This is a genomic window from Microbacterium foliorum (assembly GCF_006385575.1).
GTDB classification, from domain to species: Bacteria; Actinomycetota; Actinomycetes; order Actinomycetales; family Microbacteriaceae; genus Microbacterium; species Microbacterium foliorum_B.
This window is the reverse complement of record NZ_CP041040.1, coordinates 2,558,413-2,571,727: the sequence shown is the minus strand read 5'-3', so window position 1 is coordinate 2,571,727 and position 13,315 is coordinate 2,558,413. Positions and strand designations below refer to the sequence as shown.

Annotated in this window: 15 protein-coding genes; 5 read left to right on the top strand and 10 right to left on the bottom strand. The window is 68.0% G+C overall.

Annotation, left to right across the window (positions count from 1 at the left end; genetic code table 11):
• Nucleotides 1-30: 30 nt before the first annotated feature.
• The 4 genes from FIV50_RS12415 to FIV50_RS12400 all read right to left on the bottom strand — a co-directional run bounded on the left by FIV50_RS12415 (nucleotide 31) and on the right by FIV50_RS12400 (nucleotide 2,892).
• Nucleotides 31-840, bottom strand: a complete 810-nt coding sequence (locus FIV50_RS12415; RefSeq protein WP_140037699.1) for an ABC transporter permease subunit — start codon at nucleotides 838-840, stop codon at nucleotides 31-33.
• Entirely contained in the window at nucleotides 837-1,748 is a 912-nt protein-coding gene (locus tag FIV50_RS12410) for an ABC transporter ATP-binding protein (protein ID WP_042539792.1), read from the bottom strand. Before FIV50_RS12410 ends, FIV50_RS12415 begins: the two co-directional genes overlap by 4 nt.
• Before the next feature lie 104 nt (nucleotides 1,749-1,852).
• On the bottom strand, nucleotides 1,853-2,236 hold the full coding sequence (locus tag FIV50_RS12405) for an MmcQ/YjbR family DNA-binding protein (protein ID WP_140037698.1): 384 nt from the start codon (nucleotides 2,234-2,236) through the stop codon (nucleotides 1,853-1,855).
• Nucleotides 2,237-2,238: 2 nt separating this feature from the next.
• Nucleotides 2,239-2,892 (bottom strand): SOS response-associated peptidase family protein, encoded by a 654-nt coding sequence (locus FIV50_RS12400; RefSeq protein WP_140037697.1) that lies wholly within the window; start codon nucleotides 2,890-2,892, stop codon nucleotides 2,239-2,241.
• A gap of 75 nt (nucleotides 2,893-2,967) precedes the next feature.
• Between FIV50_RS12400 and FIV50_RS12395 the strand changes: the two genes are divergently transcribed.
• The gene (locus tag FIV50_RS12395) at nucleotides 2,968-3,909 is read left to right on the top strand and encodes a DMT family transporter (protein WP_258184250.1); all 942 of its coding nucleotides are present in this window, start codon (nucleotides 2,968-2,970) and stop codon (nucleotides 3,907-3,909) included.
• Nucleotide 3,910: 1 nt separating this feature from the next.
• Here the strand turns inward: FIV50_RS12395 and FIV50_RS12390 are convergent, their stop codons facing one another.
• Nucleotides 3,911-4,474 (bottom strand): nitroreductase family protein, encoded by a 564-nt coding sequence (locus tag FIV50_RS12390; protein ID WP_140037696.1) that lies wholly within the window; start codon nucleotides 4,472-4,474, stop codon nucleotides 3,911-3,913.
• Nucleotides 4,471-4,875: a peptide-methionine (R)-S-oxide reductase MsrB gene (gene msrB, locus FIV50_RS12385; RefSeq protein WP_140037695.1), complete on the bottom strand. Its 405-nt coding sequence runs from the start codon at nucleotides 4,873-4,875 to the stop codon at nucleotides 4,471-4,473. The genes FIV50_RS12390 and msrB overlap by 4 nt, the downstream gene beginning before the upstream one ends.
• A gap of 68 nt (nucleotides 4,876-4,943) precedes the next feature.
• Here msrB and FIV50_RS12380 point away from each other — a divergent pair, with 68 nt between their 5' ends.
• The 4 genes from FIV50_RS12380 (at nucleotide 4,944) to groL (ending at nucleotide 8,592) form a co-directional block, all read left to right on the top strand.
• Nucleotides 4,944-5,936 carry a DUF2332 domain-containing protein gene (locus FIV50_RS12380; RefSeq protein WP_140037694.1) on the top strand — a complete coding sequence of 331 codons (993 nt, stop codon included), beginning with the start codon at nucleotides 4,944-4,946 and terminating at the stop codon, nucleotides 5,934-5,936.
• A 9-nt stretch (nucleotides 5,937-5,945) separates the two neighbouring features.
• Complete coding sequence (locus tag FIV50_RS12375) at nucleotides 5,946-6,203, top strand: DUF3263 domain-containing protein (protein ID WP_140037693.1); 258 nt, start codon at nucleotides 5,946-5,948, stop codon at nucleotides 6,201-6,203.
• Nucleotides 6,204-6,271: 68 nt separating this feature from the next.
• Nucleotides 6,272-6,850: a LytR C-terminal domain-containing protein gene (locus tag FIV50_RS12370; protein WP_258184249.1), complete on the top strand. Its 579-nt coding sequence runs from the start codon at nucleotides 6,272-6,274 to the stop codon at nucleotides 6,848-6,850.
• A 122-nt stretch (nucleotides 6,851-6,972) separates the two neighbouring features.
• Nucleotides 6,973-8,592 (top strand): chaperonin GroEL, encoded by a 1,620-nt coding sequence (groL, locus tag FIV50_RS12365; RefSeq protein WP_042539806.1) that lies wholly within the window; start codon nucleotides 6,973-6,975, stop codon nucleotides 8,590-8,592.
• A 74-nt stretch (nucleotides 8,593-8,666) separates the two neighbouring features.
• On the opposite strand, the gene FIV50_RS12360 is transcribed toward groL, so the two are convergent.
• The 4 genes from FIV50_RS12360 to FIV50_RS12345 form a co-directional block, all read right to left on the bottom strand.
• Nucleotides 8,667-8,954, bottom strand: coding sequence for a WXG100 family type VII secretion target (locus FIV50_RS12360; RefSeq protein WP_042539808.1), 288 nt, complete (start codon nucleotides 8,952-8,954; stop codon nucleotides 8,667-8,669).
• A gap of 173 nt (nucleotides 8,955-9,127) precedes the next feature.
• Nucleotides 9,128-10,825, bottom strand: a complete 1,698-nt coding sequence (locus FIV50_RS12355) for a sensor histidine kinase (protein WP_140037692.1) — start codon at nucleotides 10,823-10,825, stop codon at nucleotides 9,128-9,130.
• 56 nt (nucleotides 10,826-10,881) lie between these two features.
• Nucleotides 10,882-11,568, bottom strand: a complete 687-nt coding sequence (locus FIV50_RS12350) for a response regulator transcription factor (RefSeq protein ID WP_042539813.1) — start codon at nucleotides 11,566-11,568, stop codon at nucleotides 10,882-10,884.
• Nucleotides 11,569-11,669: 101 nt separating this feature from the next.
• On the bottom strand, nucleotides 11,670-13,310 hold the full coding sequence (locus FIV50_RS12345) for a DNA repair helicase XPB (protein WP_140037691.1): 1,641 nt from the start codon (nucleotides 13,308-13,310) through the stop codon (nucleotides 11,670-11,672).
• Between the last annotated feature and the right edge of the window lie 5 nt (nucleotides 13,311-13,315).

Sequence of the window (13,315 nt, the reverse complement as noted above, 5' to 3'; positions counted from 1 at the left end):
TACGCGGGTTCATCGTGTCGCGATCTCGCGTCACGCATCACGCGTGCGGAGCACGGCCCAGGCTGCGAGCATGCCCGCAGCGACCCAGCCGGCGAGCGTGAGATATGCGGCCGGGCCCTCGAGAGCAGCGCCCTCGGGGAGGATCGCACTCTGGGCTGCGGCCACCGGGAGGTAGTTCGCGGCATCCATCACCCAGGCCCAGGCCTCGCCGGCGACCGCGAAGAAGCTCGCGACGATCGGCAGCACGAACAGCAGGCCGACGGTTGCGGCGATCGCTCCGGCGCCCGAGCGCAGGACGAAACCGAACGCCACTCCGATCAGGGCGAACACGGCCATCGCGAGCGACGAGACCACGATGGGCAGGATCGACGCTGCGGGGTCGCCCCAGTCGATGCCCTGATCACGCGAGGCGACGACCGCGGAGACCGCCAGAGCCGCTGCCGCGAAGATGACCAGTGACGACACGAACATGAACAGACCGACGACGACCGCCTTGGCGCCCAGCACGGATCCGCGCTTCGGGTTGGCTGCGAGCGTCGAGCGGATCATTCCGGTCGAGTACTCACCGGTCACCGAGATCGCGCCGAGGATCCCGGCGAGCAGCATCGTGAACTGGATCGGCATGACGACGGCCTGGATCGGTTCGAAGCCCGGCATGTCGATCGCCTGGGCGATGAGCACGGCGATGCCGATCGTGAGGATCGCCGCGATGCCGATCGACCACCAGGTCGATCGGAGAGTGGCCAGCTTGATCCACTCGCCGCGCACCGCCCTGACGAACGAGAGACGGTGGCCGGTGTCGACATGCTGACGGCGGAGGGGAGGAGCCTGGACGGTCATGAGATCTCCTTGGTGCGGTACTCGACCGAGTCGCCGGTGAGGGCGAGATACGCGTCTTCGAGCGATCCGGTGGTCGGGGTGAGTTCGTGCAGGGGGATGCCGCGCTCCGCGGCGAGGTCTCCGATGCGTGACGCGGGCAGACCCACGATGTCGATCAGATCGGGAGCCGAGCTCACGATCTCTACCGACGGTCCGCCGACCGCGGCAGCCAGGTCGGCTGCTCGGGGCGTGCGGACGCGCACCGTGTTGGTGGTCCAGGCGCGCACGAGCTCCTCGAGCGGAGCGTCGGCGAGCACCTTCCCCCGGCCCATCACGATGACGTGATCGGCGGTCTGCGCCATCTCGCTCATCAGGTGGCTGGAGAGCAGCACGGTGCGTCCCTCGGATGCGGCGTGACGGACGAACTGCCGCACCCAGCGCACACCCTCGGGGTCGAGACCGTTTACCGGCTCGTCGAGGATCAGCGTGTGCGGATCGCCGAGCAGGGCGGAGGCGATGCCGAGCCGCTGTCCCATACCGAGCGAGAACTTGCCCGCACGCTTGCGGGCGACGGGACCGATGCCGGCGAGATCGATGACCTCGTCCACGCGGGATGCGGGGATGCCGTGGGTCGCCGCCATCGCACGCAGGTGATTGCGCGCGGTGCGGCCGGTGTGCACGGCCTTGGCGTCGAGCAGCACTCCCACCTCGGTGAGCGGGGCGCGGAGCTTGCGGTATTCGCGCCCGCCGACGGTCGCGATGCCCGAGGTCGGCCGGTCGAGGCCGACGATCATGCGCATCGTGGTGGACTTGCCTGCGCCGTTCGGCCCGAGGAATCCCGTGACCGTGCCCGGCTGCACCGTGAACGACACGTCCTGGACGGCTGTCTTGTCTCCGAATCTCTTCGTGAGGCCTTCTGCTGTGATCATGTCTACGACGCTATCGACCGGCGCATCGCCCCCGCGTCCCCCCTGGGTACCGTTCCATGAACGTCAGGAGTCATCCTCTCGGCGGATACCGTGGGCCGGCCGCCTCAGCCGGCGGGACGGCCGAACAGCTCCGGGTCGACCGGACGCTGCGTTCGGGGGAGCTTCTCGACCACCAGTCGGTACGACTCGGTGACGAGTTCGGTCACGAGGTCCTCTTCGAGCGACGGCCCCGGCATCAGGGTGATCCAGTGCTTCTTGTTCATGTGATAGCCGGGCACGATGTCGGGGAACGTCTCGCGCAACGCGAGGGAGTCGTCGGGGTGGGACTTGAGCGTCACGCGCCCTGTGCCGTCGAGGGGAATCAGCAGGAAGACACGCCCTCGCACCTTGTAGACGTCCCACTCGGGGCCGAACGGGTTGTCGCGCGCCGCACCGGGAAGCTCTTCGGCACGCGCAGTGGCTGCAGCGCCCAACTGTGTCGAGTCCATGCTCAGAACAGCCGATCCGCGCCTCTGTCGTCTGCGCGGGGCGCAGCCTGAACTCGCTCGTCGATCCCGGCCGCCGCGAGCAGCGCCTCGTCGATGATCTCCTTGGTGGGCTCGGCGGTCAGCCAGTCTTCGCTCAGCGCCGCGGGGATCAGCAGCGGCATCCGATCGTGGATGCCTGCGAGATGCGGGGGAGCCGGGCGCATCACGATCGAGTAGCAGGTGAAGGACTCGCCATCGGCCGTTCGCCCTCGCTGGGTGACGGCCGCCATCCCGAAGAGCGCACCGTCGTCGACGACGAACTCGTGCCAGACGCGCTCGGGTTTCTTCATCTCGTACCAGCTCGTCGCCGGCACGAGAGCGCGGGTCTTCAACCCGCCGGGGCGCTCCTGCAGGCGCTCGGAGCGGGTGTTGATCGACGGGAACTTCGAGGGCTCTCCACCGATCAGGAACCCCCACCAGGCGGGTTCGAGCACGGGCTCGGCCTCGGGCTGCACGACGATCGGGTTGAGGTTGCGCAGATTCCTGCCTGTGGGGCGCACGGTCTCGCGCGCGTTCTGCTCGGCCCAGCCACGGAGACCGTCGAGCACCGCCTCATCGGCGGCGGCCAAGAGCTCGGTGTCGGTGAACCGGGGGTCAAGTCCGTAACTCGCGCACATGCCGTCAGGCTACGCCCGGCCGCCGACATCATGCGCACGACGGGAAGGCGGCCCACGCTCGGCTAGGGTCGACAGGTGACCCAGGCCCGTCGACTTTCTCCGCCCCTCGCGCTCGGCGGAGCAGTGGCCATCGGCGTCATGACCGCGATCCAGGCGCGCATCAACGGCGTGCTCGGTGTCGAGGTCGACAACGGCATCGTGGCCGGCCTCATCTCCTTCTCGGTGGGTCTCGCGGCTCTCGCAGTGGTGATCGCCTGCATCCCCTCGGCGCGTCGAGGCGTCGGACGCCTGCTCGGCGGCATCCGTGATCGGTCGATCCCGTTCTGGATGCTGCTCGGCGGCGCCTGCGGCGCACTCACCGTCTCGACTCAGGGCATCACGGCCGGAGTGCTGGGCGTCTCGCTGTTCACGGTGGGAGTCGTCGCAGGACAGACCCTCCACGGGCTCGTGCTCGACCGCATCGGGTTCGGTCCGGCCGGCGTGGTCGCGATCACGCCGGGGCGCGTGCTGGGCGGAGCACTCGCGCTCGCCGCGGTGGGCATCTCGCTGAGCGGGGAAGTCCTGACCACGGCGCCGCTCTGGATGCTCCTCCTGCCGTTCGCGGCCGGCGTCGGCATCGCCTGGCAGGCCGCGACCAACGGCCGTCTGTCGCAGCGGTTGCGCTCGCCCCTCGCGGCGACGTTCATGAGCTTCATCGCCGGCACCCTCGCCCTGCTGGTCGCCGCCGGCATCAGCATCGCGGTGCGGGGTGCACCCGACGTGCCGCCCACCGAGCCGTGGCTGTACCTCGGCGGATTCCTCGGCGCCGCGTACATCCTGCTCGGCACCTTCATCGTCGCGCACACCGGAGTGCTGCTGATGGGACTCGGATCGGTGCTGGGTCAGCTCGCGACCTCGGTGATCATCGACCTGCTCTGGCCGGCTGCCGCAGGCCCCGCGCCCTGGCAGATCATCGGGATGGTGATCGTCGCCGTGGCATCCGTCGCTGTCGCGCTGCCCCGCCGCAGGCGGAGCTGACCTACTTCTTCTTCTTCGCCTTCGGCTTCGGTTTCGGCATCCGCGTCACGAGGCCGCGCGCATCGACGGGCTTGCGGCGACCGGGCCTACGGCCGGCGGGCTTGCCGCCGACGTACAGCCACCCGAGCAGCTCTTCGTTCTTGCCGAGGCCGTGGGCCTTCGCGACGGCCTTCGAGCGCGTGTAGTGGCCCGTGCGCCACAGCACGCCGAATCCGGCCTCATCGAGCAGCAGGCTGAGCATGTGGGCGACACCCGATGCCACGGCCTCCTGCTCCCAGCGGGGCACCTTCTCGCTCTTGCGGTAGCTGGCGACGACCGCGATCAGCAGCGGAGCGCGAAGCGGCTTCGTCGAGGGGGATCTGTCGCCCTCGGCCTTGGCGATCGCGGCGCCCAACAGCTCTCGGTCGGATCCGCGCAGCTCGATCAGGCGCCACGGGCGCAGTGAAGAGTGGTCGGCGACGCGTCCGGCAGCGGCGACGAGCTTCAGCAGCTCGTCGCGCGACGGCGCCTCATCGGTGACCTTCGAGGAGGACTGCCGTGCGCGAACGGCCTCGAGGGCGCTCACGACTCTTCGGGCGTGAAGTTCAGGGCGATGGAGTTCATGCAGTAGCGGTCACCGGTCGGCGTGCCGAAGCCGTCGGGGAAGACATGGCCCAGGTGCGAGCCGCAGTTCGCGCAGCGCACCTCGGTGCGCACCATGCCCAGGGTCGTGTCCTCGATGAGCTGCACCGCGTCGGGGCGGATCGACTCGTAGAAGCTCGGCCACCCGCATCCGGAGTCGAACTTGGTGCCGCTCTTGAACAGCTCCGCATCGCACGCCCCGCAGGTGTAGAGGCCGGCGCGGCCCTCGTCGAGCAGCTCGCCCGTCCAGGCACGCTCGGTCGCGGCTTCGCGAAGCACGGCGTACTGTTCCTCGCCGAGCTCGTTGCGCCACTCTTCTTCGGTCTTGTCCACGCTGTACGACATAGGTCCTCCCGGGGTCTGTTCCATTCTCTCGCGTTCAGGGGCACTCGGCGTCACGAGAGAATGGATGCATGACGGATGCCGTGCGGCTGCGCTATCGACGGTTCGCCGATGAGGAAGCGCCTGGGCGCAGCGACCTGTATGCCGACTGGGCGTCCGGTGTGGCGGACGACCCCGAGATGCAGCGGGTGCTCGCTCGGATTCCGGAGAACCGCAGGCAGCCGCCGCTCGTGTTCGCCGTGACGCGGATGCTGGGTGTGAGCCTCGGCCGCTACGACGCCTGGCGTGCGTTCGTGCTCGCCCGCGCCGACGAGGTCGTGCGCGAATGCGGCGATCGGCGCCTGCAGACCAACGAGCCGCTCCGGCTCGCCCCGCTGCTCCCGGTGCTGTCGGAGATCGACGGACCGATAGCCCTGCTCGAAGTCGGGGCCTCGGCCGGTCTGTGCCTGTATCCCGATCGCTACTCGTACCGCTTCGTCGGGGCCGACGGTCGGATGCGCGCGGCACTCGATCCGGCGGACGGGCCGAGCCCCGTCGTGTTGCAGAGCAGAGTCGACGGGCCACTCCCCGCCGTGAGGATGCCGGACATCGCCTGGCGCGCCGGCATCGACCTCGCGCCGCTCGATGCGCGAGACGACCGAGACCGTCGTTGGCTGCAGGGACTCGTCTGGCCGGGAGAGGAAGGGCGCGAGCAGCGGGTGCGAGCGGCGCTCGACATCGCGGCGTCCGATCCGCCCCGCCTCGTCGCCGGAGACGCGCTCGAGAGGATCGACGCGCTCGCAGCCGAGGCGCCCCGGGGTGCCACTCTCGTGATCACGACCCCCGGCGTGTTCGTGCACATCCCGCGAGAGACGCGCACGGCGCTCGTCGAGCGCATCAGAGTGCTCGACGCCCGCTGGGTGACGATCGATCCTCCCGCGCTGCTGGACGTATGGCAGCCCCCCGTGCTCGCCGAGGAGTGGCCCGGCTTCGTCGTGGCGCTCGACGGGGAAGTGCGCGCGGCGGCCGATCCGCTCGGCAGATGGTGGGAGTGGCGCACCGGAGTCGACGCTTCCGCGACCTAATCTGGTCACATGCTGGGAGATCTGAGCGAGCGGGATCGCGCGATCCTCGCGCTCGAGACCGCGTGGCCGCGGCACGGTGGTGCGAAGGAAGAGGTCATCCGCACTCAACTGGGCATGAGCGCGGCCCGTTACTACCAGCTCCTCGGTCGCCTGATCGAGTCGGAGGCGGCGTTGGAGTACGACCCGATGCTCGTGCGACGGCTGCGTCGCATCCGTGATGCCCGGTCGTTCCAGCGCGCCGCACGCACCCCGGGCTTCGTGGGCTGACGAGGCTCGCGCCACGCGTCGGTGCCGCTCGATGCGGATACACGGGTCGGTGCCATTAGCATCGAGGAGTGTCAAAGCTCAGCCGAGATCGATTCGACGACGTCCCCCGATCGTCCGGACGCGTCGGAGCGCATCGCGCCGAAGCCCCCGGGATGAACGGCTGGGTGGTCCTCCTGTGGTCGTTCGTGGCCGCTCTCGTGCTCATCATCGGCGGCATCTTCGGCTCGCTCGTGGTGATGGGGCGCATCAGCCTCTTTCCAGAGGCTGTGCCCACGTCGAGCCCCGCGCCGGTCGAGACCGGTGTCGTCGACGTCACGTACTCGGTGATGATCCTCAACGCGTCACCGGACGAGGGTCTCGACGAGCAGATGCGTGATGTGCTGATCAACAACGGCTGGGCCGCCGATGTCGTGTTCGCGAGCGACAGCGCGAGCCAGGACTTCTCGACGACCACCGTCTATTACGTCGCAGAGGAAGACGAGCTCGCGGCGATCGGTCTCGCGAACCTGATCGGCGGTGCCGAGGTCGAACAGAGCGACTTCTACTCCGACCTGAACGACACGGGCGCGAAGCAGCTGACGGTCGTGATCGGACTCGATCGTGCGACGACCGCGCCGGAGACGCCCGCAGACACTCCTGCCCCGTAGACCGCCGCGCGGTCCGTCCGCGCAGCTTGCACTCGATGGGGTCGAGTGCCAGAATGGCGTTAGCACTCTCTCACTCTGAGTGCTAAACCCAACGTCTACGTCCAGGAGGGACGAAAAAACTCATGGCAAAGATCATTGCTTTCGATGAGGAGGCCCGACGCGGCCTCGAGCGCGGCCTCAACATCCTCGCCGACGCTGTCAAGGTGACCCTCGGCCCGCGCGGTCGCAACGTCGTGCTGGAGAAGAAGTGGGGCGCCCCCACGATCACGAACGACGGTGTCTCCATCGCCAAGGAGATCGAGCTCGACGACCCGTACGAGAAGATCGGCGCGGAGCTCGTCAAGGAGGTCGCCAAGAAGACCGACGACGTCGCCGGCGACGGAACCACCACCGCCACGGTGCTCGCTCAGGCTCTGGTGCGCGAGGGTCTGCGCAACGTCGCAGCCGGCGCTGACCCGATCTCGCTCAAGCGGGGCATCGAGAAGGCCGTCGCGGCCATCACCGAGGAGCTCCTCGCCAGCGCGAAGGAGATCGACTCCAAGGAGCAGATCGCCGCCACCGCATCGATCTCCGCTGCTGACCCCGCCATCGGCGAGCTCATCGCCGAGGCGATCGACAAGGTCGGCAAGGAGGGCGTCGTCACCGTCGAGGAGTCGCAGACCTTCGGCACCGAGCTCGAGCTCACCGAGGGCATGCGCTTCGACAAGGGCTACCTGAACCCGTACTTCGTGACGGACCCCGAGCGCCAGGAGGCTGTCTTCGAAGACGCCTACATCCTCATCGCGAACCAGAAGATCTCGAACATCAAGGACCTTCTGCCCATCGTCGACAAGGTGATCCAGGACGGCAAGGAGCTCGTCATCATCGCCGAGGACGTCGAGGGCGAGGCTCTCGCGACTCTCGTGCTCAACAAGCTCAAGGGCATCTTCAAGTCGGTCGCCGTCAAGGCTCCCGGCTTCGGCGACCGTCGCAAGGCGCAGCTGCAGGACATCGCGATCCTCACCGGCGGTCAGGTCATCACCGAAGAGGTCGGCCTGAAGCTCGAGAACGCCACGCTCGACCTGCTGGGTCGTGCTCGCAAGGTCATCGTCACCAAGGACGAGACCACGATCGTCGAGGGTGCCGGTGAGGCAGACCAGATCGAGGGTCGCGTCACGCAGATCCGTCGCGAGATCGAGAACACCGACAGCGACTACGACCGCGAGAAGCTGCAGGAGCGCCTCGCCAAGCTCGCAGGTGGCGTCGCCGTCATCAAGGCGGGAGCGGCAACCGAGGTCGAGCTCAAGGAGCGCAAGCACCGCATCGAGGACGCCGTTCGCAACGCGAAGGCAGCCGTCGAGGAGGGCATCGTCCCCGGTGGTGGCGTCGCGCTGATCCAGTCGGGCACCAAGGCTCTCGACGCTCTCTCGCTCACGGGCGACGAGGCGACCGGTGCGAACATCGTTCGCGTCGCGATCGAGGCTCCGCTGAAGCAGATCGCCCTGAACGCCGGTCTCGAGCCGGGTGTCGTGGCGAACAAGGTCTCCGAGCTCCCCTCGGGCCAGGGCCTCAACGCGGCAACGGGTGAGTACGTCGACATGTTCGCCGCAGGCATCATCGACCCGGCGAAGGTGACCCGCTCGGCTCTGCAGAACGCAGCGTCGATCGCGGCTCTCTTCCTCACCACCGAGGTCGTCGTCGCTGACAAGCCTGAGAAGGCTGCTGCTCCGATGGGTGACCCGTCGGGTGGCATGGACTTCTGATCCATCAGCACTGACAGAAACGCCCCGACTTCGGTCGGGGCGTTTCTGCGTTCGCGGGTGATCGAACCCGTGGATCAGCGGAACAGGCTCGCCGAGTACTGATCGGCGTCTGCATACTGTGTCGCTGCGCTGCCCAGCGAGTGCCCGATCGATTCGAGCACCTGCTCGACGTGCAGCTGCGCTCCTCGCCATTCCTCGGCACACGACTGGAATGCGGCCGATGCCGTGCCGACCCACGTTGCCTGCAGCTGCGTGAGCTGTGACATGAGCGTCGCGGACTCGGTCTGCAGACGCTCCATCGTGGCCAGCGCCGCGCCTTGCGCGGCACCTACGGCTTCGGTGTCGACGGTGATGACGGACATGGGAACTCCTCTCGATTGGTGCTCTGACGATAGGGGAGAGGAGATCCCCGAATGCGGGGCGAGTGAACCTCGCGACGCCCGCTGTGGAGAATCAGCGGATGCCCGTCGACGTGCAGAAGCGCCGTGCGGGAGAGCCGTACAGGAGCGCCGTGCAGGACTGCGAGGGGTGGCGGTCAGAGATCCAGTCGCTCGAGTGGCTGAGTGTCCTCCAGAAGGTGGGCGGGCGTCGCGCGTGAGGGGGCGAGGGGCAGGGTGACGGTGAAGGTCGCTCCGCCACCGGGCGTCTCCGACACCGCGACGCTTCCGTGCAGCGCTTTGACGATGGATGACACGATCGCGAGGCCGAGTCCGGAACCGCCGGTCTCGCGCGCTCGCGAGGTGTCGGCGCGCCAGAAGCGCTCGAAGATCTGCTCGCGGATCTGGGGTGGGATCCCCTCGCCGTGGTCGACGATCGCGATGCTCGCCGTGCCTCGCACGCGATCCGCATCGACGACGATCTCGATCGGACTCTCCTCGGGTGAGAAGCGACGCGCGTTGCCGAGCAGGTTCGTCACCACCTGACGCACCTTGTTCTCCTCGCCGAGCACGATCGGCGGGGTGCGCACAGGGATGTCTGCCGCTTCGGTGAAGTCGATCGCGGGCACGTCCGCCGCGGAGCTTCGCGAGCGACGGCGCAGGCGGGCGAGCGTCCCGCGCGAGAGCCCACGCGGCGCCGGCACCTCGGGTGCGGCGGGGACGACAGGCGTCGACCGAGTGGTGACATCGATGAGCGGAGCGTCGACCGTGCGATCGATGACGGTCACGGTGCGCGCCGGAGCAGCGGCGCGCAGATCGAGGGCGGCGTCGCGGGCGATGGGGCGCAGATCGAGTGCCGCGATCTCTGGTTCGCGCTCTTCGTCGAGGCGCGCGAGCGCAAGGAGATCCTCGACGAGAACACCCATGCGGATCGCCTCCTTCTCGATACGCTCCATGGCACGTGCGGTGTCTTCCTCGCCCTTGATCGCGCCCATCCGGTAGAGCTCGGCGTACCCGCGCACGCTCACCAGGGGCGTGCGCAGCTCGTGGCTGGCATCGCCGATGAAGCGCCGCATGTGCTGCACGGTGCGGTCCCTCTGCGCGAGCGATCCGTCGACGCGATCGAGCATCGTGTTGATCGCGCTGTTGAGGCGGCCGACCTCGGTCGTCGGCTCGAGATCGGTGAGACGCTGCGTGAAGTCGCCCGCGGCGATCGACATGGCGGTGGACTCGACCTGTCCGAGCCTTCTGAACGTCAGAGTCACGAGCCCGCGGGTGAGCAGCGCGGCCAGGAAGATGGTGACGAAGGCGACCGTGATGTAGATGCCGAAGTACTGACTGATGATGCGATCCGCGTACTCGAGCGGCATCGCGACGATCTGGATCCGCAGCGACCCGTCACCCTCTCCCGGCACTCGCGCGACGGCCGCGCGGAAGCTCGAGCCCTTGGTGCCCTCGATCGTGAACCGGGTGTCCTCGTTGGCCTGCACATCGAGGGGGGAGTACGACGATGGGAAGAGCGGGGCTCCGTTGGCCGAGTTGCCTGTGGTCGTCTGCAGCACGCCCTCGGCATCGTAGATCGCGACGAAGAAGTCACGGGGTGAGTCGGTGGGGGTGTAGACGGTCCTGCCGTCTTCGACCGTCACCTCGAAGTACCGATTCGCGAGATCGGCGGAGACCAGGGCCGGCAGCTGCGCATCGATGTTGTCGACCAGCGAGTTGCGCAGGATCGGCGCGGTGCCGATGCCTGCCGCGAGCAGCCCCAGGGCGAGCACGGCGACCGTGACGCCCGTCACCTTGGCGCGCAGGCTGATCGACCGCCACCACTTGGTGATCGCGTCAGGCTTGTGCGCCATGCGGACCTCCCTGGAGACGGATGCTGTGCGGCGTCAGCGTGCGGCGGTGAGCCGGACTACTTGCCGACCTTGAGCATGTATCCGAAGCCGCGCTTCGTCTGGATCACCGACTCCTCGGTGTGCGGGTCGATCTTGCGACGAAGGTACGAGATGTAGCTCTCGACGATGCCGGCATCCCCGTTGAAGTCGTACTCCCAGACGTGATCGAGGATCTGAGCCTTCGACAGCACGCGGTTGGGGTTGAGCATCAGATAGCGCAGCAGCTTGAACTCGGTCGGGCTGAGCTCGATCGACTCCTTGCCCACGTGCACGTCGTGGGTGTCCTGGTCCATCGACAGCTCGCCTGCGCGGATGATCGACTCCTCGTCGGCCTGCATGGTGCGGCGCAGGATCGCCTGGGCGCGGGCGACGATCTCGTCGAGGCTGAACGGCTTGGTGACATAGTCGTCGCCGCCGGCGTTGAGCCCCTCGATCTTGTCGTCGGTGCCGTCCTTCGCGGTGAGGAACAGGATCGGCGCGGTGAAACCCGCGCCGCGAAGACGCTTGGTCACGCTGAAGCCGTTCATGTCCGGAAGCATGACGTCGAGGATGATGAGGTCCGGCTCTTCCTCGAGCACCGCCGAGATGGTGGCGGCGCCATTGGCCACCGTCTTCACCTGGAACCCGGCGAAGCTGAGACCTGTCGAGAGCAGGTCGCGGATGTTGGGTTCGTCGTCGACGACCAGGATGCGCGCATCAGTCATGTCCCCATTATGGTGACTTCGGCCATGCGGATGCTGACTATCCGTCGGAGCGGCGCTTTCGCCCTCCGCGTAGCGGTGCCGTGCGGAGGGCATCGAGGCGGTCAGGCCGCGATCGCGTCAGCGTCCATGATCGTGTAGCTGTACCCCTGTTCGGCGAGGAACCGCTGGCGATTCTGGGCGTAGTCCTGGTCGATCGTGTCGCGGGCGACCAGCGTGTAGAAGCTCGCCGTGTGCCCGGACTGCTTGGGGCGCAGCAGCCGACCGAGGCGCTGAGCCTCTTCCTGCCGCGAGCCGAACGAACCGGAGACCTGGATGGCGACGGACGCCTCGGGGAGGTCGATCGAGAAGTTCGCGACCTTCGACACCACGAGCAGCGAGATCTCTCCCTCGCGGAAGGCGCGGTAGAGCTCCTCGCGCTCGTCGATGGGCGTGGCGCCCGTGATCTGCGGGGCGTTCAGCGACTGCGACAGCGTGTCGAGCTGGTCGAGGTACTGACCGATCACCAGGATCCGCTCGCCCTCGTGCTTGGCGATGAGCTCACGCACAGCCGAGATCTTCGCGGGTGCGGAGGCCGCGAGACGATAGCGCTCATCGTCTGTCGCGGCGGCGTATTCGAGCCGGTCGTCCGGCGGCAGGTCGACCCGCACCTCGTAGCAGACGGCGGGGGAGATGAACCCCTGCGCCTCGATCTGCTTCCACGGAGCGTCGAAGCGCTTGGGGCCGATCAGGCTGAACACATCGCCCTCGCGGCCGTCCTCGCGGACGAGCGTGGCGGTGAGGCCGATCCGGCGCCGAGCCTGGAGATCGGCGGTCAGCTTGAACACGGGCGCGGGCAGCAGGTGCACCTCGTCGTAGACGATGAGGCCCCAGTCGAGTGCGTCCAGCAGCGCGAGGTGGGCGTACTCGCCCTTCCGCTTCGCCGTGAGGATCTGGTAGGTCGCAATGGTGACCGGCTTGACCTCTTTGGCCTGGCCGGAGTACTCGCCGATCTCCTCGGGCGTGAGGCTCGTGCGCTTGAGCAGCTCGTCGCGCCACTGTCGTGCTGAGACGGTGTTGGTCACGAGGATCAGGGTCGTGGTCTTGGTGGCGGCCATGGCTGCGGCGCCGACGATCGTCTTGCCCGCGCCGCACGGCAGCACCACGACGCCCGAGCCGTCCTTCGAGAAGGCGTCGACGGCATCCTGCTGGTAGGGGCGGATCTGCCAGCCGTCCTCGGCGAGCTCGATCTCGTGAGGGGTTCCGGGCGTGTATCCGGCGAGGTCCTCGGCCGGCCAGCCGATCTTCAGCAGCTCCTGCTTGATCTGCCCGCGCGCCCACGCGTCGACCACGAAGGTGTCTGGGGCCGGGTGGCCGATCAGCAGCGGCTGGATGCGCTTGTTGTTCGCGACCTGGGCGAGCACTGCGGGGTCGGTCGACCGCAGGATCAGGGTTCCCTCGTCGTCACGCTCGATCACGAGGCGTCCATACCTTTTCACGGTCTCGCGGAGGTCGACGGCGACCGACGGGGGCACGGGGAAGCGCGACCAGCGGTCGAGCGTCTCGAGCATGTCTTCGGCGGTGTGCCCTGCTGCGCGCGCGTTCCACAGTCCGAGCCGCGTGATGCGGTAGGTGTGGATGTGCTCGGGCGCGCGTTCGAGCTCGGCGAAGATCGCCAGCTCGTGGCGGGCGCTCTCAGCGTCGGAATGGGCGACTTCGAGCAGCACTGTGCGATCGCTCTGGACGATCAGGGGTCCATCAGACATAGCTG

Bases quoted from the DNA above. Each gene is read 5' to 3' on its own strand.
- FIV50_RS12415 (WP_140037699.1), bottom strand. From the start codon at position 840: ATGACCGTCCAGGCTCCTCCCCTCCGCCGTCAGCATGTCGACACCGGC.
- FIV50_RS12410 (WP_042539792.1), bottom strand. From the start codon at position 1,748: ATGATCACAGCAGAAGGCCTCACGAAGAGATTCGGAGACAAGACAGCC.
- FIV50_RS12405 (WP_140037698.1), bottom strand. From the start codon at position 2,236: ATGGACTCGACACAGTTGGGCGCTGCAGCCACTGCGCGTGCCGAAGAG.
- FIV50_RS12400 (WP_140037697.1), bottom strand. From the start codon at position 2,892: ATGTGCGCGAGTTACGGACTTGACCCCCGGTTCACCGACACCGAGCTC.
- msrB (WP_140037695.1), bottom strand. From the start codon at position 4,875: ATGTCGTACAGCGTGGACAAGACCGAAGAAGAGTGGCGCAACGAGCTC.
- FIV50_RS12380 (WP_140037694.1), top strand. From the start codon at position 4,944: ATGACGGATGCCGTGCGGCTGCGCTATCGACGGTTCGCCGATGAGGAA.
- FIV50_RS12375 (WP_140037693.1), top strand. From the start codon at position 5,946: ATGCTGGGAGATCTGAGCGAGCGGGATCGCGCGATCCTCGCGCTCGAG.
- groL (WP_042539806.1), top strand. From the start codon at position 6,973: ATGGCAAAGATCATTGCTTTCGATGAGGAGGCCCGACGCGGCCTCGAG.
- FIV50_RS12360 (WP_042539808.1), bottom strand. From the start codon at position 8,954: ATGTCCGTCATCACCGTCGACACCGAAGCCGTAGGTGCCGCGCAAGGC.
- FIV50_RS12355 (WP_140037692.1), bottom strand. From the start codon at position 10,825: ATGGCGCACAAGCCTGACGCGATCACCAAGTGGTGGCGGTCGATCAGC.
- FIV50_RS12350 (WP_042539813.1), bottom strand. From the start codon at position 11,568: ATGACTGATGCGCGCATCCTGGTCGTCGACGACGAACCCAACATCCGC.
- FIV50_RS12345 (WP_140037691.1), bottom strand. From the start codon at position 13,310: ATGTCTGATGGACCCCTGATCGTCCAGAGCGATCGCACAGTGCTGCTC.